Annotated in this window: 28 protein-coding genes; 13 read left to right on the forward strand and 15 right to left on the reverse strand. The window is 67.1% G+C overall.

What is annotated here, in order from left to right; genetic code table 11:
* Positions 1 to 154: 154 nt before the first annotated feature.
* The 7 genes from AC3B6C_RS06650 to AC3B6C_RS06680 form a co-directional block, all read right to left on the reverse strand.
* Positions 155 to 1,525: an ammonium transporter gene (locus AC3B6C_RS06650; RefSeq protein WP_014928656.1), complete on the reverse strand. Its 1,371-nt coding sequence runs from the start codon at positions 1,523 to 1,525 to the stop codon at positions 155 to 157.
* Between the two features lie 65 nt (positions 1,526 to 1,590).
* A complete protein-coding gene (locus AC3B6C_RS06655; protein WP_488375461.1) occupies positions 1,591 to 2,592 on the reverse strand; it encodes a heme-dependent oxidative N-demethylase family protein in 1,002 nt (333 codons plus the stop codon).
* Positions 2,589 to 3,587 (reverse strand): PDR/VanB family oxidoreductase, encoded by a 999-nt coding sequence (locus AC3B6C_RS06660; protein WP_055476311.1) that lies wholly within the window; start codon positions 3,585 to 3,587, stop codon positions 2,589 to 2,591. Before AC3B6C_RS06660 ends, AC3B6C_RS06655 begins: the two co-directional genes overlap by 4 nt.
* A complete protein-coding gene (locus tag AC3B6C_RS06665) occupies positions 3,584 to 5,077 on the reverse strand; it encodes a heme-dependent oxidative N-demethylase subunit alpha family protein (RefSeq protein WP_488376233.1) in 1,494 nt (497 codons plus the stop codon). The genes AC3B6C_RS06660 and AC3B6C_RS06665 overlap by 4 nt, the downstream gene beginning before the upstream one ends.
* 35 nt (positions 5,078 to 5,112) lie before the next feature.
* Positions 5,113 to 6,114, reverse strand: coding sequence for a PDR/VanB family oxidoreductase (locus AC3B6C_RS06670; protein WP_488375462.1), 1,002 nt, complete (start codon positions 6,112 to 6,114; stop codon positions 5,113 to 5,115).
* Positions 6,111 to 6,680: a dimethylamine monooxygenase subunit DmmA family protein gene (locus AC3B6C_RS06675; RefSeq protein ID WP_488375463.1), complete on the reverse strand. Its 570-nt coding sequence runs from the start codon at positions 6,678 to 6,680 to the stop codon at positions 6,111 to 6,113. The genes AC3B6C_RS06670 and AC3B6C_RS06675 overlap by 4 nt, the downstream gene beginning before the upstream one ends.
* Before the next feature lie 9 nt (positions 6,681 to 6,689).
* Positions 6,690 to 7,073: a cupin domain-containing protein gene (locus AC3B6C_RS06680; RefSeq protein ID WP_014928662.1), complete on the reverse strand. Its 384-nt coding sequence runs from the start codon at positions 7,071 to 7,073 to the stop codon at positions 6,690 to 6,692.
* 586 nt (positions 7,074 to 7,659) lie between these two features.
* Here AC3B6C_RS06680 and AC3B6C_RS06685 point away from each other — a divergent pair.
* On the forward strand, positions 7,660 to 7,950 hold the full coding sequence (locus tag AC3B6C_RS06685) for a WhiB family transcriptional regulator (RefSeq protein WP_010843849.1): 291 nt from the start codon (positions 7,660 to 7,662) through the stop codon (positions 7,948 to 7,950).
* 127 nt (positions 7,951 to 8,077) lie between these two features.
* Positions 8,078 to 8,428: a hypothetical protein gene (locus AC3B6C_RS06690; protein ID WP_010843848.1), complete on the forward strand. Its 351-nt coding sequence runs from the start codon at positions 8,078 to 8,080 to the stop codon at positions 8,426 to 8,428.
* 25 nt (positions 8,429 to 8,453) lie between these two features.
* Here the strand turns inward: AC3B6C_RS06690 and AC3B6C_RS06695 are convergent, their stop codons facing one another.
* The gene (locus tag AC3B6C_RS06695; RefSeq protein ID WP_488375464.1) at positions 8,454 to 9,929 is read right to left on the reverse strand and encodes an MDR family MFS transporter; all 1,476 of its coding nucleotides are present in this window, start codon (positions 9,927 to 9,929) and stop codon (positions 8,454 to 8,456) included.
* Between the two features lie 121 nt (positions 9,930 to 10,050).
* On the opposite strand from AC3B6C_RS06695, the gene AC3B6C_RS06700 reads away from it, so the two are divergent.
* Positions 10,051 to 10,662, forward strand: a complete 612-nt coding sequence (locus AC3B6C_RS06700; RefSeq protein WP_055476306.1) for a TetR family transcriptional regulator — start codon at positions 10,051 to 10,053, stop codon at positions 10,660 to 10,662.
* Positions 10,663 to 10,680: 18 nt separating this feature from the next.
* On the opposite strand, the gene ggh is transcribed toward AC3B6C_RS06700, so the two are convergent.
* Positions 10,681 to 12,021, reverse strand: a complete 1,341-nt coding sequence (gene ggh, locus AC3B6C_RS06705) for a glucosylglycerate hydrolase (protein WP_010843846.1) — start codon at positions 12,019 to 12,021, stop codon at positions 10,681 to 10,683.
* Positions 12,022 to 12,106: 85 nt separating this feature from the next.
* Between ggh and AC3B6C_RS06710 the strand changes: the two genes are divergently transcribed.
* Complete coding sequence (locus AC3B6C_RS06710) at positions 12,107 to 12,787, forward strand: SDR family oxidoreductase (protein ID WP_488375466.1); 681 nt, start codon at positions 12,107 to 12,109, stop codon at positions 12,785 to 12,787.
* Positions 12,788 to 12,817: 30 nt separating this feature from the next.
* Here AC3B6C_RS06710 and AC3B6C_RS06715 read toward each other — a convergent pair whose 3' ends face one another.
* Positions 12,818 to 14,206: a DUF1254 domain-containing protein gene (locus AC3B6C_RS06715; RefSeq protein WP_488375468.1), complete on the reverse strand. Its 1,389-nt coding sequence runs from the start codon at positions 14,204 to 14,206 to the stop codon at positions 12,818 to 12,820.
* Positions 14,207 to 14,414: 208 nt separating this feature from the next.
* On the opposite strand from AC3B6C_RS06715, the gene AC3B6C_RS06720 reads away from it, so the two are divergent.
* Entirely contained in the window at positions 14,415 to 15,236 is an 822-nt protein-coding gene (locus tag AC3B6C_RS06720) for a hypothetical protein (protein ID WP_488375469.1), read from the forward strand.
* Between the two features lie 114 nt (positions 15,237 to 15,350).
* On the opposite strand, the gene AC3B6C_RS06725 is transcribed toward AC3B6C_RS06720, so the two are convergent.
* Entirely contained in the window at positions 15,351 to 15,803 is a 453-nt protein-coding gene (locus AC3B6C_RS06725) for a PLDc N-terminal domain-containing protein (protein ID WP_488375470.1), read from the reverse strand.
* Positions 15,804 to 16,010: 207 nt separating this feature from the next.
* On the opposite strand from AC3B6C_RS06725, the gene AC3B6C_RS06730 reads away from it, so the two are divergent.
* Complete coding sequence (locus AC3B6C_RS06730; protein WP_488375471.1) at positions 16,011 to 16,268, forward strand: hypothetical protein; 258 nt, start codon at positions 16,011 to 16,013, stop codon at positions 16,266 to 16,268.
* A gap of 183 nt (positions 16,269 to 16,451) precedes the next feature.
* Here AC3B6C_RS06730 and AC3B6C_RS06735 read toward each other — a convergent pair whose 3' ends face one another.
* Both AC3B6C_RS06735 and AC3B6C_RS06740 read right to left on the reverse strand, forming a co-directional pair.
* Positions 16,452 to 17,048, reverse strand: coding sequence for an NUDIX domain-containing protein (locus AC3B6C_RS06735; protein ID WP_488375472.1), 597 nt, complete (start codon positions 17,046 to 17,048; stop codon positions 16,452 to 16,454).
* 285 nt (positions 17,049 to 17,333) lie between these two features.
* Positions 17,334 to 17,684, reverse strand: a complete 351-nt coding sequence (locus tag AC3B6C_RS06740) for a MerR family transcriptional regulator (protein WP_055476303.1) — start codon at positions 17,682 to 17,684, stop codon at positions 17,334 to 17,336.
* A gap of 118 nt (positions 17,685 to 17,802) precedes the next feature.
* On the opposite strand from AC3B6C_RS06740, the gene AC3B6C_RS06745 reads away from it, so the two are divergent.
* Positions 17,803 to 18,591, forward strand: coding sequence for an alpha/beta fold hydrolase (locus AC3B6C_RS06745; RefSeq protein WP_488375473.1), 789 nt, complete (start codon positions 17,803 to 17,805; stop codon positions 18,589 to 18,591).
* Complete coding sequence (locus AC3B6C_RS06750) at positions 18,588 to 19,790, forward strand: MFS transporter (RefSeq protein ID WP_488375474.1); 1,203 nt, start codon at positions 18,588 to 18,590, stop codon at positions 19,788 to 19,790. The genes AC3B6C_RS06745 and AC3B6C_RS06750 overlap by 4 nt, the downstream gene beginning before the upstream one ends.
* Positions 19,791 to 20,394: 604 nt before the next feature.
* On the opposite strand, the gene AC3B6C_RS06755 is transcribed toward AC3B6C_RS06750, so the two are convergent.
* Positions 20,395 to 20,730 (reverse strand): hypothetical protein, encoded by a 336-nt coding sequence (locus AC3B6C_RS06755; RefSeq protein ID WP_488375475.1) that lies wholly within the window; start codon positions 20,728 to 20,730, stop codon positions 20,395 to 20,397.
* A 255-nt stretch (positions 20,731 to 20,985) separates the two neighbouring features.
* Positions 20,986 to 21,375, reverse strand: coding sequence for a nuclear transport factor 2 family protein (locus AC3B6C_RS06760; protein WP_055477151.1), 390 nt, complete (start codon positions 21,373 to 21,375; stop codon positions 20,986 to 20,988).
* 146 nt (positions 21,376 to 21,521) lie between these two features.
* Here AC3B6C_RS06760 and AC3B6C_RS06765 point away from each other — a divergent pair, with 146 nt between their 5' ends.
* From AC3B6C_RS06765 to AC3B6C_RS06785, 5 genes are read left to right on the forward strand one after another with little or no spacing between them, the layout of a single operon-like run.
* Positions 21,522 to 22,586: a glycerophosphoryl diester phosphodiesterase membrane domain-containing protein gene (locus AC3B6C_RS06765; protein WP_488375476.1), complete on the forward strand. Its 1,065-nt coding sequence runs from the start codon at positions 21,522 to 21,524 to the stop codon at positions 22,584 to 22,586.
* Entirely contained in the window at positions 22,583 to 23,263 is a 681-nt protein-coding gene (locus AC3B6C_RS06770; RefSeq protein WP_488375477.1) for a DUF4129 domain-containing protein, read from the forward strand. Before AC3B6C_RS06765 ends, AC3B6C_RS06770 begins: the two co-directional genes overlap by 4 nt.
* Entirely contained in the window at positions 23,260 to 24,531 is a 1,272-nt protein-coding gene (locus tag AC3B6C_RS06775; protein ID WP_488375478.1) for a DUF4350 domain-containing protein, read from the forward strand. The genes AC3B6C_RS06770 and AC3B6C_RS06775 overlap by 4 nt, the downstream gene beginning before the upstream one ends.
* A complete protein-coding gene (locus tag AC3B6C_RS06780) occupies positions 24,528 to 25,607 on the forward strand; it encodes an AAA family ATPase (RefSeq protein ID WP_010843840.1) in 1,080 nt (359 codons plus the stop codon). Before AC3B6C_RS06775 ends, AC3B6C_RS06780 begins: the two co-directional genes overlap by 4 nt.
* Positions 25,607 to 26,899, forward strand: a complete 1,293-nt coding sequence (locus AC3B6C_RS06785) for a DUF58 domain-containing protein (RefSeq protein ID WP_488375480.1) — start codon at positions 25,607 to 25,609, stop codon at positions 26,897 to 26,899. Before AC3B6C_RS06780 ends, AC3B6C_RS06785 begins: the two co-directional genes overlap by 1 nt.
* Positions 26,900 to 26,908 lie beyond the last annotated feature (9 nt).

Here is a 26,908-nt window from a genome sequence, read left to right on the forward strand (position 1 = left end):
TTAGTAGACATATTGGTTGTTTCGACCCTGTTTCGGCTCCGTGAGCGGTACGTGTCGGTTTGTCCGACAACGATGTCCGCGCGGGAGCAACGCAGACGGCTCGGGGGCCCACCGTCGAACGGTGGACCCCCGAGCCGTCGTGTGCAGGCGTCGATCAGACCCCGGCCGGTGGTGCCGAGGCCGGCGAGGACGCCGGCATCGCCTCCTCCACCCGTTCTGCCGCTCGAGCCGGTGACATCGTCGAGAGTCCGCCGGCGTGTCCGACAGAAGCGCTGGGGATCTCGTAGGCGGTCTCGGCGTGCAGTACGGCGTCGAGACCGGTCATCTCGGTCTCCTCGTCGACGCGCAGGCCCATCAGCTTGTCCAGTCCCTTGGCGATCAGCCAGGTCATCACGAACGAGTAGGTGCAGGTGATGACGATGCCGGCGAGTTCGCGCCAGACGATGTCGACGGGTCCGCCGAACAGGATTCCCTGGACACCGGCCGGCGCCGCCTCGGTGGCGAACAGCACGATGCAGAGGGTTCCGACGATGCCGCCGACACCGTGCACGGCGAAGGCGTCCAGCGTCTCGTCGATCTTGAGCCTGTTCTTGAAGCTCAGCAGGAATGCGACGACCGCGGCGGCGAAGATGCCGACGAGGAGCGCACCGAGCGGTGCCATGCTGCTGGCCGCGGGGGTGATGCCGACGAGGCCGGCGATGGTGCCGGTGATCATGCCGAGCGAGGTGACGTGCCCCTCACGCCACTTCTCGATGATCGCGAAGCCGATCATGCCCGCCGAGCCGGCCAACAGCGTGTTCAGGATGACGGCCTGCGCCAGGAAGTTGGCACCGAGCGCACAGCTGCCGTTGAACCCGAACCAGCCGAAGAACAGGATGCCGCCGCCCATGATGGTCATCGGCACGTTGTGTGGACGTTCCATCCGTCGCTTGCGGGCACCGAGCACCACCGCCAGGGCGAGTGCTGCGACACCGGCGTTCATGTGGACCGCGGTTCCGCCCGCGTAGTCGACGATCTCGAGGTCGTTGAGCAGGAAGCCGCCGCTGTAGTTGTCGTCGACGTCGGCCGCGAAGACCCAGTGCGCCACCGGGAAGTACACCACCAGAAGCCAGATCGGAGCGAAGACGAGCCAGGACGAGAACTTCATCCGGCCGGCCGCGCCGCTGGCCACGATCGCGATCGTGATGGCCGCGAACAGGATGAACCAGGCTGCGAAGTACAGGGTCTGGGTGGCGCCGGAGGCGTCGTCGGTGAGCCAGTTGGTCAGTCCGATGTAGTCGGTCGGGTTGCCGATGATGCCCCACCCGCCTACCGACGGACCGGACACCAGCCCGTGTCCGATCACGACGTAGAGAACCGCCGTGATCGCCAGGGTGGACATGACCATCGTCATGATGTTGAGGACGTTCTTCGATCCGACCATGCCACCGTAGAAGAAGGCCAGGCCGGGGAACATCAGCAGGACGAAGACGAAGGCCGCCAGCATCCATGCCAGGTCGGCATTGGCGGCGAGTATGGGTTCCATGAGCGATCTTTCGGTTCAGGGACTCTACGAGAAGTCGAGGTGTTCGGGACCTGAGCTCACGGGCATCATTGACCGCGTAGATATGCGACGACGCTGTCGCGGTAGTCGAGGAATCCCTTGTAGGCGGCGATGTCCTCGCCGAGCGTCTCGATGACGGTCGCCAGCTGACCGGCCCACTCGGGTATTCGCTTCACGTCCTCGAGCGAGGCCATGAATGTCCGAATATTGAACGTCACCGCACCCGACATCGGCAACCGGACGAAGTGTTCGAGCTCGATTCGCAGTCGTGCGCGGGCGAAATCGCCGTCGGCGACCATGCCCGGGACGTCGGCTGCCCACTCCGGCAGTTCCTCGAGGCTGACGTCGAGCTTGTGCGAGTCCGACGCCGACAGCGTCCAGTTCACCCGGCGATACACCTGATCGGCGGGTAGCCTGCGCAGGAACTGCTCGGCGCGGGCGACGATGCCTTCGCGGAGCATGCGGGGAACGGGCGCGTGGATCTGGTACATGTCCATGCCGACGTCGAACGACACCGACCAGGCGGCGGCGAACGTGACCACTCCTGCGTCGAAGTACAGGTGTCCGTCGCGTTCGGTGACGAGGAGCAGGTCGTCGGGCACCTCCCGCGCCAGGAACTCCATCGGTCCGCACGGGAGAGTGGCCGCGTCGCCGAGGACGAACTCCTGGTCTGTGCCGAGAAGCCGGTTGCGCCAATGCAATCGGCCGTCGCCGTGCTCGGTCAAGGTCATATCGTCGGGATAGGCATGGCCGAGATCGCGGAGGTAGTACAGCAGCAGGTCCCAGCACGCGAGTTCCATACCGGGGAGCACCCGCACCCGTGTCGGGTCGGCGTCGAGGATGCGACGCCGCTCGGCCATGATCTCCAGATACTCCGCACCGCCTAGATCGACCAGATGCCTGCCCCATTCGCCCGCACGCGTCGCGTGGGGGATGCGCGCCGGCTCGACGTTCACGCTGTAGGAGAACTCTTCCAGGTCGTCCGGGAAGGGCCAGGGCAGGTTCGCCAGGTGGTCCACCCTCCGGGTCGGAAACGAATCGATGCTCACAGGTCCACCTCGATGTCCTGGCCGCGCGACACACAGCACAACATGGCGTCGCCCATGGCCTTCTCGTCGTCGGTCAATACGAAGTCGCGGTGCTCGATCCGGCCGCGTCGGACGGGGATTCGGCATTCGCCGCACACGCCCTGACGGCACCGGTTGGGCACCGGGACCCCGCTGTCGAGCAGCCGCTGCAACAGTGACACACCCGCGGGTACGTCGACACGGGCGCCGGAGGACGCGACGGTCACCGTGAACGGATCGCCGGGGTCCTGTTCCGGCGCCGTGAAGCGCTCGAGATGGACCCGCGCGCTCGGCCACCCGGCGGCCTCCGCGAGCTGTGTGTAGGTCTCGAGCAGCGACGTGGGACCGCAGGCGTAGGCGTGCGTGCCGAGCGGCTGGGCACGCAACCGGTCGGCGATGACCTCCACGGTGGCCGCGGCACCGGACACCTCGTGCAGGGTCACGGTGGGTTGCGCCGCGAGTGCACGCAGGTCGTCGATGTGGGCACCGCACCCCCGACGATAGGAGTACACGATGTCCGCCCGACGTCCGTCACGAGCGAGCGCACGGGCGTGGGACAACACCGGGGTCACCCCTATCCCGCCCGCCACCAGCAGCGCACCGTGCTGGTCGAGGACCGGCGGGAACATCGAACGCGGGCCCTCGATCTCGACGACGGCGTCCTCGACGAGGTTGTCGTGCAACCAGTCCGAGCCGCCGCCGGCACCGCGTCGCATCACCGAGATGCCGTAGCTCGTCGGGTACATCCCGTCGTCGACGAGCGAGTACGCATTCCGTTGCCCGCCGGCGGAGACGATCAGATGACTGCCCGGCTGGTATGAGGTGAGGAACGGCGCCGCGTCGTCGGCCGGCCCGAACCGGAAGTGTGTCACCTCGTCGGTGAGCCGTCGTACCGCGAGGACCCGCATCGGTCGCGGACCCGTCACATAGGCGGGATGGAGGTGGGCCGGGTACTCCCCCACGACGACCGCGGTCATGCGTCGTCTCCCACGGCAGAACCGAGGAAGCCACCGATCACGGGCGAATGATGTTCGTGCACCTCGAGATCCCGAGCACAACCGGGACACGCGACGGTACCGCCGACGACCGCGTCGACACGGAAGGTGTCGCGACAGTGCGCGCAGTAGAGCGGCAGGTCGCGCGTGTGGGTGACGTACGACGACAACTCCGCCGCCACCGCGCCGGCGGCACGCGCCATCGCCAGCGCGGTCAGCACCTCGTACTGCCCACCGGTCACCAGGATCCGGGTGCCGGTGCGGCACTCGTCCAGGGCCGAGCGCAGGGCGGAACGGTCGTGCGACCCGACGAGCGTGTCCAGGACCAGCAACCGCGTCTGGCCGGCCGCCTCGGCCGCTCCGACCCAGTTCCGGGACACGTGCGCGGCTTCGGCGTCGTCCCCGATCGCCACGATGAGAAAGGCCGAGCCGGTGGTGTCGACGGCCGGCGGCGAGGCGGGCCAGCGTGGCATGCCGGGTCCGGGTGTCGCGATCGGCGCGGGTGCGGCGGCACGAAGCCACTGTGCCGCACGATCGCGGAACTTGATGATGCCCTTGTAATCGGCCATGTCGCCGGGCAATTCGTCCAGCACCTCGGCGGTTCGTCGACGCCACGCCTCGACGGTCGCGAGTTGTTCGAGCGACAGCATGTAGGTCCGGATCAGGAACATCACCGCACCCGAATCGGGGAGCCGGATGAGATGTTGCACCTCGACGCGGAGATGCACTCGCCTGCCGAACTCGTCGTCGGGCACCTGCTGGATCGTCTCCCGGTCGGGTCCCCACTCGTGATAGATCTCGGTCGAGACGTCGAGTCGGCGGTCGATCGTCAGGGTCCAGTTGGTCCGTCGGTAGGGCTCATGGGGTTGGAGACGTTTGAGGAATTCGTGGGCACGCGTGATGACGCCCTCCTGGCGTACGCGCGGCACCGGCCCGTGGATCTCGAGAAAGCTCATCCCGACGTCGAATCCGAAGCTCCAGTCGGCGGCGAAGGTGACGACCCCGGCGTCGACGAAGAGCTGATCGTTGCGCTGGTCGAGGAGTGCGATGTCCTCCTGGACCTGAGAGGTGATGTACCGCAACGGCTCCTCGGGGAGAGTCGCGGGGTCGCCGTAGCGGAAGTGCTGCTCGATCCCCAGGATGTCGTTGCACCACGACCAGGTGTCGGCTCCGGTCGACCGGAGCCGCATCTGGTCGGGGTAGGTCGCGTCGAGCTCGCGCATCATGGTCAACATCGCATCCCACGCGGCCGGGACCATGTGCGGCAACACCGCGTGACGGGTCGGATCGGTGGCGAGGATCATCGCACGCCGGTCGAGCTCGGCGCGGTACTCCGAATCGACGTCGACGACTGCAGCACCCCACCGGCCCGCGGCGGTGGTCACCGGCACCTGGGCCGGCTCGACGTTCGTGCTGTACCGATAGCGGTCTTCGGGGAACGGGAACGGGAAACCGGCGACGAGGTCCGGCATCGTGCCGGCTCCGGTCGGCGGGTCGAACAGGGTCGTCACAGCGGAACCTCCAGTGTGGTTGCGGCGGCCGCGCGTGAGACGCACGGCATGATGGCGTTGCCCGCGTCCTTCTCCTCGGTGCTCAGGTAGAGGTCACGGTGGATCGGGGCGCCGCCGACAACGGGTATGCGGCACTGCCCGCACACCCCCTGCCGGCAGAGGTTCGGCACGGCGACGCCGTCGCTCTCGAGGGCATCCAGCATGCTGGTCCCCGACGGCACGTCGACCGTTCGGCCCGAGGCCGTCAGCGCCACGCGGAACGGGTCGCCGTCGTCGAGGGCGCCGACACCGAACCGCTCGAAATGCACTCGCGAGCCGGGCCAGCCGGCATCCGTGGCGGCGGCGACCACCGCGTCGATCATCGCGGACGGTCCGCAGACATACAGGTGCGTCCCGATCGGTTGCCGCCGAAGTGCTTGTGACAGGCGGTCGGTGAAAGAGACACGGTCGGTGAACAATTCGGCACGAGACCCAGCGAGTGCGGTGACCTCGTCGAGATGCGCCGCCGCCGACTCGCGAAAGGCGTAGAGAAGCTGGACATCACGATGCCAACGGGCCGCCGCGCGGAGGTGTGACACCATCGGCGTGATCCCGATCCCACCGGCGATCAGGAGGTGTTTGCGCGCCCGGGCGATCGGTGCGAACGCGCTGCGCGGCAGCCCCACCGGCACGACCGCGCCGACGTCGAGTTCGTCGTGAAGCCATCGTGATCCGCCGTTCCCGTCGTGGAGGCGGAGCACCGAGATCGAGTACTCCGACGGATGTGTGCCGTCACCGGTGAGGCTGTAGGCGTTGGTGGCGGCGCCCGCGTGCACGACCAGGTGGCTGCCCGGGACGTAGCCGGGCAGCGGCCGTCCGCCCGGGTCGGCGAAGGTGATCGTGCGGATGTCTCGCGACGGCGCGCTGACGGCGGTCACGACGAGGTCCATCGTCGTCGCGGCGGATGCCCGGCGCGCGACGGACTCGGTCATGCTCATCTCGGCGACTCCGGTGTTCATGAGACGGGTTCCTCGACTGATTCGGTGTCCGGACAGGCCGGCTGGGCGGTCTCGGCGTCGACCATGAACCCCAGATAATGTCCGGTTCGACGCGAGACGTGGTGGTACACGAGCAGGTCACGCCGGCATCCGGCGCACGGAACGACGTCGTCGACAGACGCGGTCGCGCGGGTGACCGATCGGCAGTGCGCGCAGAAGACCTCCACGACGACCTCCGGCGCAGAAGTCACCGGTACGACCGAGATCTCGTCGTCCTCGAGTCCGGCGCCGAGCGCGACCGCCCGCAGGGTCAGCGCCGATCCCGCATCCGCGGCTATCCACACCCGCACGCCGACAACGGCTTCGGCCAAGGTGCCGGCGAGCTGGGCAGCAGCGGAGTCGGCGTCGGCGTGGATACGCGTGGTGGCACGCGGAGGCAGCGCCGATTCCCAGCGTGCGAGGGTCTCGACGACGTCCCCGACACCGACCAGCACGTAGGAGCTGCCGGTCGGCGCGGGCGTCGTTTCCTCGCTCGGATCACCGGGGCGTGCCCATTTCGGCACGCTGGAGAAGGCGATCTGCGACATGGCCGCGGCTCAGAGGAGCGTGGCGTCGCGCAGCCCGGTGTAGAAGGCGAGCGCGTAGTCGGGGGTGCTGAAGTAGATCTTCGAGCCCTTCGGGAAGAAGATCGCGTCCTTGGCCTTGGCCACCGTCTTCTGCCCGGTCTCCTTGTTCTCGAGGAGGAACTCGCCTTCGAGGACCACCTTCATCTCGTCGTACTCGTATTCGTAGTACAGCGGTTCGTCGGTGTGGCGCAGCTCGAAGTAGCCGCTGCACATGGGACTTCCGTCCGGGTTCTCGTAGACGTCGCCGATGAAGCCCTGGGTGCCCGGGTACTCGGCCTCGGGCATCTTCGGCAGATCCTCATATCCGCCGCTCGTCACGCGGAACTCCAACGCCTTGGCACTCTCGATGGTCACGTTGCTCCTCCATATGTTTCACGGGGCGTACTCGCGGAAGGTGATACGTCGATGACGTCGCCGTACCACCCGCGACGCGGTCGACTCCCCTCAGTGGACTTTGTCCCCTGTTATGAAACAAGCGTCGTGTTTCGGAAGTGTGACGACTCTGTAATGGCGTGCTACGCGACTCGCCGGCCCCCGAGCGACGGCACTCGCGCACGATCATGTCCGGGCCCCGCGCCCCGGCGAGCGCTGTCCGTTTCGGACCCCAGCGCCCCGGGTACCGCGGTCGGCAAGCCGGTTCAGCCCCTCGCGAGCGATCCGGCCCAGGTGCCCGGTTGAGAACCCAGCCGGGCACCGCCCCGGCGCCCCGTTCTCTCCGAACCTGCGACCGTCTCGTTCGGTCCCGCTTTTCGCCCAGCGCGGCAACGTATCCCGCGACCTTGTTGCGTCTGCGACCAGACTCTGACAACATACGTTCTCAGTTTGATCGGAGGGCTCTGTGGGACATCGTCGTCAGTGGGTGACGGTTGCCGTCGCGGCCGGAGAAGCGGACGCGACAGTTCGTGCGAGTGACGTCGTCGACCGCGGTGGGTTGTCTGACGTGCGTCCCACCTGTACCTCGAACCCGGACGCGTGGTTCCCGGAACAGGCCGCCGGACCCCGGAGCCTGGCGAACCGTCACGCCCTCGACGGGTGCGTCCGCTGTCCGATCCGTTCCAGCTGCGCCCGACTCGCCCTCGACGATCCGACCCATCTGACCGGGATCTGGGCGGGTGTCTACGTTCCCCCGCCGGGGAACCAGCACCGGGCGCGCACCCATGCGCTGAACCGCCTGCAATCCATCGGCTTTCCGCAGACTCACCCGCACGAGGACCGCCGGACCACAGCGTGAACCGGAACAGGTGATCGACGCCCCGGCGCTCGCCGACCGCGGGAGTCGCGATTACCTGAGAGGTAGTGGCTTTCACGACGCTCCGCGCCGAATCTGGGATCAGGACGATTCCCGGAGGAGGTGTCCGATGACCGCCGCACCGACCATTGCGAGCACACCGACCATCGCGAGCACGAGGCCGCCCACGCTCGTCGCACCCACGACCTCGAGCCCACGCTGGCTGACTGCGGTGATGCGGTGCGACCGGGCCCTGTCGTCCTGGTTCATCGGGGCAGGGTTCTTCTTCGCACCGATCCTGCTGATTCTCGACCCGTGGCCGGTCGCCGTAGCCATCGCCTGGGTGGCGATCTCGGTGTCCGGGTTGTGGCTCGGCCTGCTCGGCGTGTTCATGGCCGCCGGTCTCGCCCAGGTGCTGCGCGCGGGCGACGAGATACCCGACGAGTTCTGGTCCGGTCTGCTGGACTACCGAACCCGGTGAACGGGCGGACCCGGGAGCCGGAACGCTAGGCCGGCTCGGGTACTCCGACCTTCGGCGCACCGGTTCGGCCTCGGACGAGCGCAGCCGCCGCGATGAGCACGAGCGACAGGCAGGCCGCGACGACGAACGCGAGATGAATGCCGTCGGCACCCGCCTGCAGCGGGTCCACCCCGTCGTCGACGGCCGACTGCGTACCCCGCGACATCAGCGTGATGAACAAGGCGGTCCCGGCCGCCCCGGCGACCTGCTGAACCGTGCTGACCGTCGCGCTCCCGTGCGAGTACAGTTCCGGGCTCAGCGATCCCAGCGCCGAGGTCATCAGCGGGGTCAGACCGAAAGCGATTCCGGCACTGAGGATCACGTGGGCCGCGATCACCATGCCCAACGACGATCCGGCGTCGAGCGTGGTGAGCAACCACGTGCCCGCGCTGACGGCCACCGTGCCGGGCAGAACCAGCGGTCGCGCGCCGACCTTGTCGAACAGCGCTCCCACGAACGGTGCGAGCAAACCCATCACGAGACCGCCGGGCAACAACACGAGGCCGGTGGTCAGGACGTCCTTGCCCATCACATTCTGTAGATACAGAGGCAGCAGGATGAGAGCGCCGAAGAGGGTCAGCATGAAGCCGGCCATCAGCACGACGGCCAGGCGGAACGGCGCGATCGCGAAGGTCCGAAGATCGAGCAGCGCCAGGCCGCGGTCGGCGAGCTTGAGCTGTCGCACGACGAACAGGGCCAGCGCGACGGCGCCGACGAGCAGCGGGACCCACGCCGGGATCGGGGCGTGACCGCCCGCCGATTCTCCGATGGTGCTCAGGCCGTAGACGACTCCGCCGAAGCCCAGTGCCGACAGCGGGACCGAGATGATGTCGAGCTGTGCGGGCCGCCGCTCGGTGACATTGCGGACGAACACCCCGCCGAGGATCAGCGCGCCGATCGCGATGGGCAGCACGATCCAGAACATGGCCCGCCAGCTGAGGGACTGCAGGATCAGACCGGACACCGTCGGTCCGACGGCCGGTGCGACGGCGATGACGATGGAGACCAGTCCCATCGTCCGGCCGCGGTTCTGCTCCGGGACGACGTTGAGGATCGTCGTCATGAGCAGCGGAACCATCAACGCGGTGCCGGATGCCTGGACCACGCGCGCGATGATCAGCAGCTCGAATCCCGGCGCGAGGGCGGCGACGAGGGTGCCGACGGTGAACAGGGTCATCGCCGCGATGTAGATCGACCGGAGGGTGAACCTCTGCATCAGATACCCGGTGATCGGGATGACGATCGCCATGGTCAGCAGGAAGCCGCTGGTGAGCCACTGCGCGGTGGCGGCGGTGATGTCGAGGTCGGTCATCAGGGTGGGCAACGCGACGCTGAGGATCGTCTCGTTGAGGATCACCACGAAGGCTGCGACGAGCAGCACACCGATGAGCAGCACGGCGCTGCGATCCGTGCCGGTGTCGGTTCGATTGTCGGTGCCCTGCAGGGCGGCGTTCTCGGTCACTGTCGTTCTTCCATCACGTCGGTCGTCCGGTCGATCACACGACGAAGCTACCGGATCATGGCAGTGTCTGCCAAAGTGGCAGAAAATGACACCGCGACGAGGTGCGCGCTAGGCTCGACGCATGCCAGATTCCTCCGAGACCGGTGGGTTGCGCGCCCGCCGGCGGGATGCGACCCGCATGGAGATCCATGAGGCCGCGGTGGACTTGTTCGAGCGCAACGGTTTCGACGAGACGACGGTCGACGAGATCGCCGCCGCCGCAGGGGTCTCGCCGCGGACCTTCTTCCGCTACTTCCCGACCAAGGAAGAGTGCGTGCTCTTCGACCGCTTCGGCTTCGAGCAGGCACTGGACGCGCGTCTGGCCGACATCGATCCCGACAGCCTGGCGCTCGCCGACATCGAGAGCGTCTATCGGGCGCGCCTGGAGGGGTTCGACGACCGCAGCGACGACGTGTCGGCACACTTCCTTCGAGTGCAGAAGCTGGTGCTGGCGACCCCGACCCTGAGCCGCGCGGCACTCGGCCGACACGCCGACACCTGTCGGCGACGACCCGAGTCGCTCGGCGATCGCAGCTCGGCGCGGACCAAGAGTCAGATCCGGATGATCCTCGAGATCGCCAACCTCGAGGTCCAGTGCGCGTTCGAGGAGTGGGTCGAGTTGAACGAAACCGGCCAGGGCCCCGCACTGCTGGACGTCTACGACGATGTCTGTCGTCGTATCCGGGAGTTGTAGGCCGTACGTCCTGGAAGCTCAGTCAAGCCAATCCAGTACAGATGCCGCAGTCCAGCTCTGCTGCATACTGCCGAGCGGCTCACCGGTGAACGGCTCGTAGTACTCCGCGAACGAACCGTCGGTGGCTTGACGGAGTCCCTCCTCGCGCAGACGTGCGGACCGCTCGGTCCAGCCGCGGCGGGCGAAGGCCCAACTGAAGAGCCAGGTCATCACCGGCCAGACCGGACCGCGCCAGTACTCGCGGGGGCGGAAGTCCGCCGAGATCGGTGACGTCGACGGCGGGACCGCGTAGCGCAGGTCCGGGTGGCCGCAATACCGCGGACCGTCGAAGAGGCGCAGCAGTGCGCGTTCGCGTTCCCGGGAGAGGCCGCCGCACAGCAGCGGCGCGAACACCGCGATCGTCTCGGTGTTGATCCACGAGTTGGCCCGCAGGTCGAAATCCCTTGCGGCGCCGTTGCGGTCGTTGGCGGCAGAGACAACACCGGCCCGGAAGCGGTCGGCCCACGCGCGGAGGTCCCGCACATCCGACCGCGGCTTGGAGTAGTCCTCGCCGATCGTCGCGAGCACGTCGCAGGCGACGGCGAAGATCGCGCTGACGAAGACGTCCTCGACGGCGAAGCTCATCGCCTTCGGGAGCAGCTCGTCGTCGTAGTTCGCGCGCTTCATCTGCTCGACGAGCCAGATGTAGCGGTCGTATTCGAGGTCGGTGGGACGCATCGAGAAGTCGTCGACATGGTCGAGGTCGGCGCGTTGGTACGGCGGAAGGTCTTCCCCAGGAACGACATTGGCGTATGCCGAATCCCAGCGGGGGGAATTGTCCATACCCGATTCCCAGCCGTGGAAGATCGTGATCCGGCCGCGCCCGTTGGGATCTCGTGCGTGCGCGAGCCAGCGGTGCCATCGGACGAGGGAACTCCAGCGCCGGTCGATGAACTCGTTGGCGACGGCACGCGTGGTGCGACCGTGGCGCCGGGAGTGATCGAGGATCCGCTGTACCGCTATCGCGTGTACCGGTGGCTGGGTGATGCCGGAGGTGTCCGGGAAATCCGGCGCGCACTCGGCCAACCGGGCGCACTCCCAGCGACCCGGCCCGGGGAAGTAACCGTCGCGACCGTTCGCGAACACGATGTGCGGGATCATGCCGTTGCGCCACTGCGCCGACAGCAGGGTGTCCATCTCGATGACAGCCCGCTCCACCGACAACGGTGCGAGGCCAACCGTCACGAACGCCGCATCCCAGCTCCACATGTGCGGATACAACTTCGGTGCAGCGCTTGTCATCGTGCCCAGGTCATTGCCTCGGAGCAGGTACGCGGCACGTGCCGACAACTGCGTTGGGGTGAATCCGTACCTGGCCACGTCGACGATTGTGCCCCGCCCCGTCGGCCTCTGCTCATCGAACCCGACGGGGCTCCCGGTCACCGAACCCCAGTAGGGTCGGGGTGTGCCCACCGCGTTGATCACCGGGGCGAGCCGTGGCCTCGGAGCCGAGATCGCCCGCCAGCTCGCACCGACCCACGACCTCCTGCTGGGCGGTCGCCCCTCCCCCGAACTCGATCGACTGGCCACCGAACTCGACGGCGCGAGCACCTTCGCCGTCGACCTCACCGAATACGACGAGGTCGAGGCCGCCGTGGAGGCCATCAGCGAACTCGACGTGCTCGTCCACAACGCCGGGGTGGCCAGCAGCCTCGAGCCGGTCGCGGAGACCCCGGTCGAGGAATGGCACCACATCCTCGAGGTGAACCTCGTCGCCGTCGCCGAACTCACGCGGCTGCTCCTGCCCGCCCTGCGGACGGCCGGCGGCCACGTGGTGTTCATCAACTCGGGTGCGGGACGCCGCGTGAACGCCGGATGGACACCGTATGCCGCGAGCAAGTTCGGGGTCCGCGCTCTCGCCGACGGTTTACGCGCCGAGGAACCGACCCTCCGGGTGACGTCCGTCTTCCCCGGGCGGATCGACACGGACATGCAGCGCGACATCGTCGCCATCGAAGGAAACGAGTACGACGGGTCGAAGTTCTTGCGTCCCGCGACCGTCGCCCGTGCGGTCGTACAGGCCGTCCACACCCCGGCCGACGCCCATCCGGAGGAGATCGTGCTGAGGCCCACGGGTCGGGGCTGACCCGTCCGAACCGGCTTCGCCCGACCCGGTCTAGGACGACCGGACGATGTCACCCAGTTTCCAGCTCTGGTCGAAGTAGCTCTCCAGCGGACCGTACAGGCGGAAGTACGAGAACCAGTGCTGACCGGGGACGGTCTGTATCCAGTTGCTCTCCCGGCCGGCCGGTGCGTGCGGCCCGAACCAGAGGTCCACGGAACCGTCGACGTTGTAGTCGAGATCGGCGTCTCGCGATCCGCGGTCGCCGCGCTGCTGCTCGTTGTCGACGAGACATCGCGTGTCGGCGTCGTACACCGTTGCCGACCAGAACAGTTTCGCCGGCGGGTCTGCGGGGACGCGCAGGGTGTAGTCCTGTCCGCCGTCGAGCCATTGGTCGTCACCGTCGGTGTAGCAACTCAGATACGCCTGCCCAAGCCCCGGGGTCGTACTCTTCATCGCTGCGGAGAAGCTCACCGCCTCGTAGAACCACGCGGCTCTCTCGAGGAGCTGATCGTGGAATCGGGCACGTTGACTCGACTGGTCCAGTGCCAGCACGAGGTCCCAGTGCCGGTCCGGCCAGTACGTCGAACCCGGGAACCGCTTGGCGAACGTATTCGCCTGAGCCATCAGTTCCCCGGCGGCAGCAGCGGTCTCGAGGATCGACGTCACCCGGGAGTCGGGCTCGAACGGTTTGCCTTTCTCGATGCCCAGCGCGGCGAGCATGGCCATGTAGAACCGGTCGCGCTCGTCGACGACTTCGCGCTGATAGATGTCGTGCAACCGGACCCAGTAGTCGAGTCCCCGCGGTTGGTCCCCCGACCAGGGCCGTCCCTCGGGAGACACCACCCTCGTCGCCGGCGGAGCGGCCCGCTCGGCGAACGGGTAGATCCGGACCTGCTCGACGAGCTGCTGGGCTCGCGCTGGGTCCGGGTCGAGGGTGCGGAAACCGAACATGATGTTCATCCCGCTGGCGTGCTGGACGTAGAAACCGTCAGCCGAATCGGGCACAGACCCGCCCGGAGGGATGACGAGGTGCTTGCCCCCCATCCCGCCATCGGGCCCCATCTCCCCCATGACCCCGATCTCTCGCTGCCAGAAGTCCGACAGGCCACCCGCGGTCGGTCCGGGCGGGAGCTCGATCACCAGCGGACCGGTCTCACCCAGGTCGAAGAAATTCAGGATGTACGGGGTGGTGGCGTTGGCCGTGATCAGACCGAGCCGATCCCGGTAGGTCACATAGTGGACGATGTCGGATTCCGTGGCGCCGAACACCTCCCGGTGGACTTTCTGCCACTGCGCATAGGACACCAACGGCAGCGCCCAGAGGTAGACCTGACAAGCCATCTGATAGTCGAGTTCGTCGAACACGACGGGTATGTCGTCCCGGTGCGGGAGTTCGCCGTCGCGGCGGACCTGCCCCAATCGACCCGGTAATGCACTCACAGGAACCTCCGGACTTCGGCACGCGCGATCGACGTGGGTTGCCAGAATGCCGGCACGGCCGACCATGCCAGTGTGCATCAGCACGGCGCGCGACACGGCCTTTGCGGTAGTCGGCGCGGCGGCCGGCGAGCCAGGGGCCCGAAGATGGACGACGCTGGGGAATGGGACGTACAGTTCGTGCTCAGGTGCACCGGGACCCGTCGCCTTCGTGCTGCGGACCGCCTACCTCCCGGTGAACATGGTGATCACACCCCCGCCGTCGCTGACGGTTCGGATTGCGTTGTTCGAGTACGGATGCTGCCGCACACCGCCTGCGGTCGGTGAGACCGTCACGGGCACTCTCTTCGCCCATCCCACCGCGTCTGACCGGTCGCCGGTACGCGTGACCGGCTGGGACCGCGATCGCGACCTGGTCACTGTCGATGGAGGGGTCGCGCGGTGGGAACCGACCCGCGGCAACCCCTTCGACCAACCCGTCGGCATCTGGCTGTCCTGGCACTCCGACGGCCTACCCGGCGTCGAGGCCACCGCAACCATCACCCGCGTCGGCCAGATCTACCTCGGCACGACTGCCGACCCAGGCGGTGAGACCGTGCGGCCGGCGGAGCGCGTCGAGAGGTTTCCCGAACCCCTGATCACCCCGGCCGGCGCGTTCGAACCCGGCGGCGCCGTCGTGACACTCACCGACCTCGTGCTCGTCGAACCCACCCCACAGCAGATCACCGACTACCGGGCAGAACTGGAAATCGCCAGGCGGACACTCCACATCACCGCACCACCGACGTATTTCGGGCCCACCGTTGCTCACCGCGGGGACCGGATCGCCGTCGACCTCGACAATCCCACGGCCCAGAGCAGAAACCGGCCTCCCGGCATCGGCGGACTCGTCACCGGCGTCATACGCCAGATCGACGAAGCTGTCCCCGGCCCGGCCGGAATCATCGCCTACCGGCGCGCACCAGCCGGCACCCCCACGTCGGACATCACCAACGACATGTTCGTCGTCCTGGTCCTCGACGAGCCATCATGACCCAGCGGCAACATCCCCAAACGAGTACGGAGTCCATTTCAAGGCGCTCGAAGTTGCTGCTGCAGAGATGAACTGGGCATCTGACTGAGGTCGGCCCGAGTGTTGCGGCCGGGGTCAGGCGACGTCGCCATCCTGCCGGCGGCGTCGGCGTTCGAGTTCACCTCGTCGGCGCTGCTCCTCAGCGCGTGCGCGGACCTGTCGCAGGAACTCCGCATCTGCGGCCGGGTCCTGCGGCACATACCTACCCGGCCGGTCATACTCCGGGAACTCCGACACCACCGCACGCGACGGCCGACGCTCACCCGGGCCACGTCGCGCTCGGCGCCGACGGCGAGCACGAGGACGGCCGAAGATCAGCCACACCACCGTCCCGACGATCGGCACGGCGATGACCATCAACAGCCATCCCCACCGCGGGAACAACCGCACGCCGGTGTCGTCGCGGCACAACACATCGATCAATCCGACCACCCACGCCAACAGGACCAGACCAACAATCACCGAGGAGTAGGGCAGCGCCGGACTACCGATCATCATCAGATCCCACAACACCGCGTACACACCCACTTCACCCGAACCGACACCAACCTCCGCGCATGCTTTCACACCCGGTACGAAACGGATAGACGCAGTTTCGAGGACAACTCGCCGGGCCCCGGCCCGGGAGTTCCCGTTTCTGTGTAAGCCCGCAAGTATCCCCACTATTGGGTCTGAATTGCTATAGTTAGCTCTGCAAAGCATCGTGTTGACTGCGCAGCTATTCGGGGAGCAGCAATGGCAACAAATGAAACGCCGAGCGAGAAAACGGCCACGCATTCTCAGGGCGGCGTCGCACGTCCCGGCTGGAGCCTGGGGACGCGAGCAACGATTGTTCTGGCCGCAGTCACAGTCGTGCTGTTTGTCCTACATGTTGTTGTGTCGGCTCCTGCCTGGCTCGTTTGGATAGCCGGCGGGTTCACGCTGGCTGCGTTCGTCGTGGCGTTGATCCGACGAGCGCAACGCTCCGCCGAGCTTGAGCAAGACCTCTACTGAGAACCGCCTCGCCGCGGGCAGGCATGTAGTGGGGACGTTCATGGATTCTGCATACTTTCGTCGCTGGTGGCGAACTATTCTGCCGTGCAATGTGATTCGCCGAATCCATTTGCTTTCACACAGACCTCGCGCGCGGCCGTCATCGGGTTACGCTGTCCGAGTAGTGCTTACGCATCATCTGGGTTATCTCGTGTCGTACAGGGACTCCAGTTTGGTGAGCATTCTGTGCATGTGTGGATCGAACCGGCCAGGGTCATCCGCCCTGATTTCCGCTGCTGACCACCAGCGCACCGATCGGTACTCGTCATAGTCGACCGTCAGCATTGCGTGCTCGGGCAGTTCAAGCAGATACCAGAGACTCACGTCGTTGTGGACGTTCGCCGAGCCGACGGTGTCAGTGATCGTCACAAACAGAGGATGAGGCCCGGTCGACGGGTTGAAGTTCGCTGACACCCCGAGCTCCTCGAGGCGCTCACGCTCGACTGTTGCTGCCGGATGCTCACCTGGCTCCACATGTCCCCCCGACGGAAGCCACTTGCCGGCTTTGATGTGGTCACCCAGCAGGAATGATCGACTACCGGGATCGGTGATCAGGAAGTACGCGACCAGATGGCGGACAGGTGCGACAGGATCGGCCGTCCGACGAAACACATCCGACGTCGACGTCAACCACCGCAAAACCTCGACTCGATGCGCTGTCTCGAGCTCGTCGATCGGCTTCAACGCCCGCACCTCGTCCGAGATCGCAGCGACAATGCCGGCGTGGTCCTGGATGGGCATGGCAGCAACTTTAGGAGGCTCGGACGCGCACGCCGGAGTCACCACTCGCCCTCAGCGGGTAGCACGAGGCACCGAACGGACGAATTGGCGGTTCTCGTTGGTTGAACTCTGTTGTCCGGCAACTGTTTTACGGAGCTTCTGACATGATCCACCGATCACGCGTCGAGCCCTGAGGGCGCGCCCAGATCGGCCTACTCGGGTCGCGCGGGATGACGACGACAACGCTGAACTGCGACTGGGTCCGTTGTGTCGTCATGCCGGTGGCGTGTTCGGCCAACGAGAGTGTTATTTCGCGAGACGCTGTTCGGTGATCATCGACGTGACGAGGTCGCGCTTGCGGGTGAGGTCGGCCATCGCATTGTCGATGTCGAGGAGTTCATCTCGGATCAGTGCTGCCACCTTGGGGCACATTTCCACCTGATCGCCGTTCACACACGGCAGCACGTGACGAATCGTATCGATGGAGAAACCAGCCGCGAGCAGCCGTTTGATGCGGCCGACCTGTTCTACCGTTCCCTCGCCGAAGTCGCGGTACCCGTTGCTGTTCCGGGCTGTGGCGAGCAATCCGTGGGCGTCGTAGTGTCGCAGCGACCGCGCGGACACACCTGTCAGCCGCTGCACCTCACCGATTCTCATGGCCTCGCCTCCTGGTACGAACTTGCCCGCCCACCGTGTGACCCTGCGCACGCCGCAGCGGTTGGTGCCGATTCACCCTTGACCCTCACATTGGGGTCAGAGTTTAGCGTCGATCGACATGAGCCACTCGACAGCGCGCACCGAACCCGACACCGTCGCCACGGGCGTCGGGCCGCCCCTCGTGCTGGCACACGGTGCGGGTGGTTCGATCAGCCTGAATTTCGGTCATGTGATCGATGCGATGTCGTCTCACAGGCGCGTGGTGGGCGTGAACTACCCCGGTTCAGGGACCACACCGCGGGCGTCAGACCCCCTCGACCTCGGCGATCTCGCCGACTCCCTGGTTGCCGCAGCGGTCGCCGACGGCCACGAACGTTTCCCGGTAGTCGGGCTCTCTCTGGGATGTGCCGTCGCCCTCACCGCAGCGCATCGGCACCCAGAGCGGGTATCCGGACTCGTCCTGACCGTCGGATTCGCCCGCGCTGACGCTCAGATTCGGTTGGTGGTCGACTTGTGGCGATCGCTCGCTGCGACAGATCCGCTGATGCTGGCGAGACTCCTGGTGATGCTCTCTGCGCCCACCGTCCTCGCCGGATTGACCCTCGACGCGCTGGAGCACGCAGTCCAGGACACCGCTGCGACACTTCCCGCGGGAGGACCCGATCAGGCCCTGCTCGCGGTGTCTCTCGACGTAACCGCCGCCGCGGCCGGAATCAGCGTTCCGGCAACGGTGATAGTGGCGGGGCAGGATCGCATCGTGCTCCCCACCACCACTCGCGCGTTGGCGCACACGATCCCCGGCGCAAAGATGATCGAGTATCCCGGCGCCGGTCACATCTTCACACCCGATGAAACCGCGGTGTGGATCACGGACATCAATGACTTTCTAGACACACACCGTCTATGACCGGCGCGCGTTCGGATCCGGCCGTCGTTGCAGGCTGGACCAGGGCCTCCGCCACCTTGGCCGGTGCGCTGTTTGTCTACATGACAGCCGAGATGTTCCCGGTGGGCGTGGTGCCCGAGCTCGCTGTGGCGCTGGGCTGCTCCCAAGCGGCCGCGGGCACCCTGCTCGCGGTGTACGCGATAGCGGCCGGCGCCGCGATCATTCCGGTGGTCTTACTGACGCGCCACCGAGATCGCCGCCAGCTCATCGTCGTCTCGCTGCTCGTCTTGGCAGCATCCCAGGTGGCCTTCGCGCTCGCCGACAATTTGTGGTGGGCCTATACCGCGCGGGTGGTCGCCGCCATTCCCCACGGCTTGTTGTGGTCAACGGTCCCCACAGTCGCCGCGTCGATGAACGTGGGAGCACCGGGCCGGGCGACAGCAAGGGTTTTCGTCGGCGGGGCGTTGGGCCTTGTCATCGGGGCCCCGGCCGTCACCGCAGCAACCGGCGTGATCGGATGGCGCGCGACCGCAGTGTCGGTGGGTTTGGTCGCGGCCCTGCTCGCCGCCGCCGCCCGGGTGACCCTCACGTCCGGGGGCGCCGCCACGCACGCCGATTCACCCCGACCGAGCCGCGTACGCCGCCTCCCGACCGTCCCGGCGCAGGTATGGGGCATCAGCGCCGCCACGGTGGCCGTGGTGACGGCCTGCTACATCCCCTACACCTACCTCTCGGTTCTGGCCGCCGACGTCGAAATCCGGTCTACGTCCTTGTCCCTACTGCAAATCGGCTACGGGGCCGCCGGTCTGATCTCGATATCGCTGGTCGGTCGCTTCCTCGACGACCGATTGCGAACTGTCCTGGCAATCATTCTCGCCGGCCTGGCAGCCGCGCTCGCCGTGATCGCCGCCGGCGGCGGGCCGTGGTTGTTCACAACGGCTGTGCTGGTCTGGGGAGCGGCATTCGCCTGCGCGGCACCGGCCCTACAAAGCGCGGTACTCGCTGTGTCCCATGATGACCCACGCGTTGACCCGCTCGCGACGTCGGCGGTATATGTGCTCGCGTTCCAGTTGGGGATCGCCGGCGGGTCATGGGCCGGTGGCGGCATCCTCGCGAGCGCCGGGCCCACATGGTTGGCGCCGGCAGGACTGATCGCAGTTGCGGTAGCCGCGTCAATAGTTGCAGCCGTGATCCCCAGCAGCCGACACGCACGTCATTAATCGACTCACAACCCCCACTGCCAGTTGAGGCCTTCACCATTGGTGGACATCGCCTACAGATATCGGCGAAAGGTGCTGAGCACCGACGTATTTCGTACCCAGTGACGAAAGCATGCGGGATTCGAAGAGTAGCGCCGCTACTACCTTCCGCGGTGAGGTACTTCTACATTTCTGCAGTTGTGCTTCCAACTTCTCTTTGGGCGTTGGCGAGTCAGGTTTGGGTTGCGCTGACGTATAGCCTTCTGGGGTCTCGTACTGGGTCCCATGTCGCTGTGAGGTAGTTGGTGGACTGCCACCGTTGAGATCTCACGAGCTTGGGGCTGGGTGCCGGTCCATGCCTGGTGCTGGTTCTCACGCTGTCGTCGTCCGGATCGATCGGTGTCGGCGGGGGGGAATTTCGATCGGTCGAGAATTTGGGACAGCCCATCGGCGGACGGTGTGACGACGACCAGATACGCGCTGGAGTCGGGGAACGCGCTGAACACCTCGCCGTAGACGACGTCAGTACTGCTGCCACGCCTTTCCACCAGCCGGAGCGGCGGGCGGGCTGGTCGTAGTCAGGCTGCCGATCGGTCGATTCATCCATCCCGGGCGCCTGAACGAGTTAGCGGGCGAGGTTCCGAATCAGTCGTCCGTCCTTGGTGGCGGGCTGCCAGCCCATGAAGGTGGTGCGGTGGGTCAGCGGTGGTTTGCTGACTCTGACGGTGGCTTCCTCGACCACCTCCCAGTCGTTGGGGGTGACATCAATATCGTCAGGCTGTCCATCTAACACTTCCACCGTCAATGACACCGGACCGTAGGCGACGCCGGTCTTGATGGTGACGAAGTTCGGGCCAATCTCCATCGCGCTGCCAGTCACGGCTGGCTTGTAGGTTTCAGCGGAGGGCGCCCCCACGACGAACTGATGGTGGTCAACCACCACAGTCCCAGAGAACGTCATCAGACCAGTCAACACGGCTGTCGAGTTTGAAGACAGGAAGAATGCCTCGTCGTCGCTCTGGAGTTTCCGTCACCGTGCTGTCGGCTCAGGATCGTCGGTGCTGTGGGCTTGTCGCAGCCGGCCTCACGTCATCGTCACCTTGCGTTCATAACCGAGGCGACGGCGACCGGGCCTCGCAGCCACTAGGCACCTAGCCGTGCCACCGCTTCCACCGAGGACGAGGAGGCCCGGTTACCCTCCCCGACGTCGCTTCCGTCAGAGCTGCTTCAGATCCGACTGCTGCCACACCGCGCGCATCGTCGACACCTTGCCGTCGGCATCGAAGACCATGATGTCGACGGGGGTGATCTCGAAGGCCAGTCCGGCGGTCTTGGTGACCAGGGTGAACTCGAAGACGGCGGTGTCGCCGGCGATCTTCTTCCATTTGAGCGTTGCGGTGCGCTCGTCCATACCGGTGATCACCGAGTAGAACTCGATGAGCTGCTCGCGGGTGTCGCGGATGTCCGCGCCGATGGGGTCCTCGACGGTCGCGTCGGGCGCGTAGAGGTCGGCGATCTGTTCGGCGGTACCCGAATTGAGCAGTTCGATGTAGGCGTCGACGGCCGCCTCGATCTTCTCGGCGAGCCCGGCTTGTTCCACGGTCATGAATCCTCCACAAATTAGAACGTGTTCTAATTCGGCACCGTAGCACGGCGTCCGTCAACCGGTGGATGATTCCGGTGCACCGTCGGAGTTGTTTGATACGTTCGCCGCACAGTTCTCCTGCGCGGAAAGGCCGGTGCACCTTCTCGATGTCCGAGCCACCGTACGCACCGACGCCACCCGCCGGCGCGTCTCAGTGGCGGCCGCCCGACGTCTCCGACGAATGGAGCCCGATCCCCGAGGCCGGGACACCGCCACCCCCGATCGCGCCCGGACCGCAGCCGGCGTGGGGTTCGGCCCAGCACGGCGGGTGGCCGGAATGGATGCCCGCGCACCACCCCACGACGCTCAGCGCCCTGTTGCAGCGCATCTTCTCGACCGTTGTCACTGCACCCCGTATCTTTCTCGGACTCGTCGCGATGACGTGGGTGGTGGCGGCACCGCCCCTTGCCGGGGCCACATTATGGTCGGAGACCACTGATCCGGCCGTCGACGACCCGAGCGACTGGGCATCGATCATCGCTCCTCTCGCTGCGATCGTCGGCGTCGTCTTCGTTCAGTGGATCGTGGTGGCCGGGACGCTCACCGGTGTCGCCGCACACCCCGTGGCGCGCGTCCGTGCCGGCTCTCGGCCCGCCTTCGACGACACGCTGCGGTACGCATGGCGTGCCCTCCCCAGGCTCCTGGCCTGGACCGTGCTCCTGGGGTTCGCCGTCGCGGCGGCTTTCACACCCGCCGTCGCGCTCTTCGGTCTGGGCGCCGCGTCCGGCGGATTCGTGCTGCTCGCCGGGAGCCTGCTCCTCGCCCTCGTCGCTCTCGTCCCGGTGGCCTGGCTGCTGGTCCGCACAGTATTCACCGCACCGGCGATCGTGCTCGACAGACTCACTATGCGAGAGGCGGTCGCCCGCTCGGGTTCGCTGGCCGCGCAGCGATTCTGGCGCACCTTCGGCGTCCTGGCGGTCATGCTCGTGCTGGCGTGGGTCGCGATGACCACGATGATGTATCCGTTCGATCTCCTCGGATCCTTCGCCGGCACATGGTTCGACGACGCGGACGCCGACACGTACGAGACCGTCGTCTCGGTGGTCGGCTCCGTCGTCGCGTCGATCGTCGTGCAACCGGTACTGACCGTCGTGCCGGCTGTCCTCTACGACGACGCGCGCGCCGCCGAGTCGGCAGCGACACCGGCTGTCCCGGGACGGGGCGACCGGTGATCGGAATCCTCGCCGCGCCCCTGGACCCCGCCAACGACGAGGCACGCCGGTGGGCCGAACAGGAGCTCTCCGAGCCCGACTACCAACCGCCCGAGCCGTCATGGTTCGACCGCTTCGGTGAGCGCCTCTGGGAGTGGATCGCCGACAACGTCTTCGGCTGGTTCGGCGGCTCCGACACGCTGCGCGCCATCGTGATCGTCCTGGCGATCGCGCTTGTCCTCGGACTCGTCGTCGTGGTCATCCGTCATCTCCGTCGCAACCCGCGCATCCCCCGGCCCACCGGTGCGGCGCCATCCGAATCGGTGCTGACCGGTCCGGCTCGGTCAGCGGCCGAGTTCCGGTCCGACGCCGACACCGCATTCGCGGCGGGACAGTACGACGCGTGCGTGCTCGCCGCCGTGCGCGCCGTGGCCCGCCGCGGCATCGAGCGCGGACTGCTGGCCGACGAGCCGTCCCTCACCGCCCACGAGGTGGCCCTCGACCTCGGACCCCGCTTCCCCGCACACGATGCCGGATTACGCAGGGCCACAGACCTCTTCGACGCCATCGCCTACGGCGACCGGCACGCGTCCGCCGAATCCGCGCGTAAGGTTCTCGAACTCGAGCGCGCGGTCTCGTCCGCGCGACCAGCCGAGCCGGATGTCGACCGACCGCGCCGCCTGGCGGTGCCCCGATGACCGGCACCCTGCAGGCCGCCCCGCCGCTGCGTCCCCCGCCCGCGAAGAACAGGACACCGGCCTGGGTCTGGGTGGTCATCGTCGTGGTGATCGTCGTCGTTGTCGCCGGCATCGGCATCCTCGGTGTCACCGCGCTCACCGGGGTGCGGGGTACGCCCGGGCCCGGGGTGAGCAACGACCCCGACAACGCCCAACCCGGCGGGTCGCGGGCGCTCGCGCAGATCTTCGACGACCGCGGTGCCGACCTCCGGCTGGTGCGCGGACTCGACGAGTTCACCGACGCTCCGCGCCCCGACGGGGAAACCACGGTGGTGGTGAGCTCGACGTCGTCGTTGAATCCCGGTACCACCGAGCAGTTCCGCGACCGCGTGCAGGACGCCGACCGCGTGATCCTGATCGCACCGGACAACACCGTCCTGACCGCGCTCGACCTGCCGGTCACGTCCTCGTACGGCGACGGCCCCTCCGCGGTCGCCGCCGGCTGCCGGACACCCGGGATCGACGAGACCGACATCGTCGGCTTCACCCCCTTCGGGTACTCACCCACCTCACCCTCGGCCACCGCCTGTTTCACCGCCGGCACGACGTCGGATCTCGTCGTCGTACCGCGAACCGCCGAGCGACCCGAGTTCGTCGTGATCAGCGGCGGGATGCTCACCAACGAGCAACTCGCGCAACAGGACAACGCGGGCGTCGCGATACGCGTGTTCGCCGGTTCCGATGACATCCTGTGGTACGTACCGTTCTTCACCGACCAGGTGGCATCCGACGACGAAGAGTCCGACATCCCGGCGGCGGTCGGGCCGCTCATCGTGTTGACCGTCTTCGCGGTTCTCGCCTTGATGCTCTGGCGGGGCAGGCGATTCGGATCGCTGGTCACCGAGCCGTTGCCCGCCGTCGTCAAGGCGGTCGAGACCACCCGTGCGCGTGGCCGGATGTATCACCGCGCCGGAGCCGACGCACGGGCCGCTGCGGCGTTGCGCATCCACACGCTGAGCTCGCTGGCGTCGTATCTCGGCCTGCCGTTCGACGCGGCACGGGCCACCGATGCACTGTCGCAGCCAGACTGGGACGCCGTCGTCGCGCCACAAGAGACCGCGGACCCGACGGTGTCGGCGATCGTCATCGCCGTGGCCGGGGCGACCCATCGCGACCTCGGCGAGATCCGTTCACTGCTCGCCGGTCCGCTGCCCACCACCACCGCCCAGCTCGTGCACTTCACCGCCGATCTGACCAACCTCGAGAAGGAAGTCCGACACACACCATGACCGTCGACCCGTCCCGCGACCCTGGCCCCGGTCCGTTCACACCAGACCCTTTCGCCCCAGACCCGTTCACCAAAGCAACTCCCGGCCGGCCACCGGAGAACGCCCACCACCGGCCCGGCGGGGCGCCGAACCGCGCACGCGATGCGCTCGGGGCCGTCCGCGGTGAGGTCGCCAAGGCCGTCGTCGGCCAGGACCCGGCAGTGGCAGGCATCCTGATCGCGCTGCTCTGCCGGGGGCACATCCTGCTCGAAGGCGTTCCCGGCGTTGCCAAGACGCTGCTCGTCCGGTCGGTGGCCGCCGCGCTCGACGTCGAGACGAAGCGTGTGCAGTTCACTCCGGACCTCATGCCCGGTGATGTCACCGGATCGCTCGTGTTCGATTCCGCCAGCTCTGAGTTCACGTTCCGCGAGGGACCTGTGTTCACCAATCTCCTGCTGGCCGACGAGATCAACCGCACCCCGCCGAAAACGCAGGCATCGCTGCTGGAGGCGATGGAGGAACGTCAGGTCACCGTCGACGGCGATCCGCGCCCGCTACCCAGCCCGTTCCTCGTCGCCGCGACCCAGAACCCCGTCGAATACGAGGGCACCTACCCCCTGCCCGAAGCACAGCTCGATCGGTTCCTGCTGAAGGTCACGTTGCCGCTCCCGCCTCGCGACGACGAGATCACCGTGCTCACGCGGCACGCATCCGGATTCGATCCGCGCAACCTGTCCGCGGCGGGGCTCCGACCGGTCGCCACCGCCGCCGACGTGGAGGCCGGCGCCGAGCAGGTCCGTCGGGTGACGGTCGCTCCGCAGGTCACCGCCTACATCGTCGACATCGCTCGGGCCACCCGGTTCTCACCGTCGCTGGCACTCGGCGTCAGCCCGCGAGGAGCCACCGCCCTACTGGGGACGAGCCGCGCATGGGCGTGGTTGAACGGCCGCGACTTCGTGACCCCCGATGACGTGCAGGCGCTCGCCCAATCGACGCTGGCGCACCGCCTGTCGTTACGCCCGGAGGCCGAACTCGAGGGAGTGTCGGTGGGCTCGGTGCTCGACGCCGCCATCAACTCGGTGCCCGTCCCCCGCTGATGTTCCTCACCGGCCGCTTCCTGATCCTGGTGCTGCTCGGCGCAGTGCCCATCCTGATCTGGCCGAATTATGCGGTCCCCGTTCTGTGGACGATGTTCTGTGTCCTGCTCATGTGCCTCGACATCGCGCTGGCGGGGTCCACGAAGTCGATCACCATGTCGCGTTCGGCGCCCGGCCCGATCCGGCTCGGTCAGACCACGACATGTTCGATCACGGTCACCAACCACGGCTCCGGGACCTTCCGTGGCGTGCTGCGGGACAGCTGGCAGCCTTCGGCCGGTGCGTCGGAGAACACCCATCGGGTGACCATTCCGCGTGCGGAGACGCTTTCGGTGACAACGACTCTCACCCCGACGCGGCGCGGTGACCGGCTCGCCGTCCGGGTCACCGTGCGGCGAGTGGGACCGCTGGGCCTCGCCGGACGCCAACGGTCGGTACCCCTGCCGGGCCGGGTCCGCGCACTCCCGCCCTTCGACTCGAGACGGTTGCTGCCGTCTCGGCTGGCCCACCTCCGTCAGCTCGACGGCAGATCCGCAGTGCGGGTACGGGGTCAGGGCACCGAATTCGATTCCCTTCGTGACTATGTCGAGGGTGACGACGTCCGTAGCATCGACTGGCGGGCCACCGCCCGGCGCCGTTCGACGGTGGTCCGTACCTGGCAGCCGGAGAAGGACCGACACATCGTCATCGTCTTGGACACCTCACGGACGTCAGCCGGGCGCGTGGGCGACACCCCTCGACTCGACGCCGCGATGGACGCCGCCTTGCTGCTGGCCGCCCTCGCGTCGCACGCCGGTGACCGGGTGGATCTCATCGCCGGTGACCGCCGAGTCCATCGACGGGTGGTCGGCGTCGGCCGCACCATGCTGCTCAACAGTCTCGTCACCGCCATGGCCGACCTCCAACCCGCTCTCCTGGAGGCGGATTGGCCGCTGCTCGGTGCCGAGGTCGCCAAGATCGGTCGCCAGCGCGCGCTGCTGGTGCTGCTCACACCCCTCGAACCCGCAGCCGTCGAGGAGTCGCTCCTCCCCCCACTGGCGGTACTCGCGCAGCGCTACAAGGTCATCATCGGATCCGTCGCCGACCCTGCCCTCGACGCGATGCTGACCGAGCGCGACGACGCCACCCAGATCTACGACGCCGCGGCCGCGGCACGCACGCTCACCCTGCGCGATCGGACCGCTGCCGCAGTGGGCCGGCTCGGCGTCGACGTGGTGGACGCGGCCCCCGACAAGCTGCCAGCGAAGCTGGCAGATCACTATCTGCTGCTCAAGTCGCGGGGATTGCTATAGACCCCTTGA

It is taken from the genome of Gordonia sp. 11cp (assembly GCF_057767225.1).

Coding starts and splice junctions, on each gene's coding strand:
- AC3B6C_RS06650 (WP_014928656.1), bottom strand. CDS start 1,525: ATGGAACCCATACTCGCCGCCAATGCCGACCTGGCATGGATGCTGGCG.
- AC3B6C_RS06660 (WP_055476311.1), bottom strand. CDS start 3,587: ATGACCGCGGTCGTCGTGGGGGAGTACCCGGCCCACCTCCATCCCGCC.
- AC3B6C_RS06665 (WP_488376233.1), bottom strand. CDS start 5,077: ATGCCGGACCTCGTCGCCGGTTTCCCGTTCCCGTTCCCCGAAGACCGC.
- AC3B6C_RS06670 (WP_488375462.1), bottom strand. CDS start 6,114: ATGAACACCGGAGTCGCCGAGATGAGCATGACCGAGTCCGTCGCGCGC.
- AC3B6C_RS06675 (WP_488375463.1), bottom strand. CDS start 6,680: ATGTCGCAGATCGCCTTCTCCAGCGTGCCGAAATGGGCACGCCCCGGT.
- AC3B6C_RS06690 (WP_010843848.1), top strand. CDS start 8,078: ATGACCGCCGCACCGACCATTGCGAGCACACCGACCATCGCGAGCACG.
- AC3B6C_RS06700 (WP_055476306.1), top strand. CDS start 10,051: ATGCCAGATTCCTCCGAGACCGGTGGGTTGCGCGCCCGCCGGCGGGAT.
- AC3B6C_RS06730 (WP_488375471.1), top strand. CDS start 16,011: ATGGCAACAAATGAAACGCCGAGCGAGAAAACGGCCACGCATTCTCAG.
- AC3B6C_RS06735 (WP_488375472.1), bottom strand. CDS start 17,048: ATGCCCATCCAGGACCACGCCGGCATTGTCGCTGCGATCTCGGACGAG.
- AC3B6C_RS06740 (WP_055476303.1), bottom strand. CDS start 17,684: ATGAGAATCGGTGAGGTGCAGCGGCTGACAGGTGTGTCCGCGCGGTCG.
- AC3B6C_RS06745 (WP_488375473.1), top strand. CDS start 17,803: ATGAGCCACTCGACAGCGCGCACCGAACCCGACACCGTCGCCACGGGC.
- AC3B6C_RS06750 (WP_488375474.1), top strand. CDS start 18,588: ATGACCGGCGCGCGTTCGGATCCGGCCGTCGTTGCAGGCTGGACCAGG.
- AC3B6C_RS06755 (WP_488375475.1), bottom strand. CDS start 20,730: ATGACGTTCTCTGGGACTGTGGTGGTTGACCACCATCAGTTCGTCGTG.
- AC3B6C_RS06760 (WP_055477151.1), bottom strand. CDS start 21,375: ATGACCGTGGAACAAGCCGGGCTCGCCGAGAAGATCGAGGCGGCCGTC.
- AC3B6C_RS06765 (WP_488375476.1), top strand. CDS start 21,522: ATGTCCGAGCCACCGTACGCACCGACGCCACCCGCCGGCGCGTCTCAG.
- AC3B6C_RS06775 (WP_488375478.1), top strand. CDS start 23,260: ATGACCGGCACCCTGCAGGCCGCCCCGCCGCTGCGTCCCCCGCCCGCG.
- AC3B6C_RS06780 (WP_010843840.1), top strand. CDS start 24,528: ATGACCGTCGACCCGTCCCGCGACCCTGGCCCCGGTCCGTTCACACCA.
- AC3B6C_RS06785 (WP_488375480.1), top strand. CDS start 25,607: ATGTTCCTCACCGGCCGCTTCCTGATCCTGGTGCTGCTCGGCGCAGTG.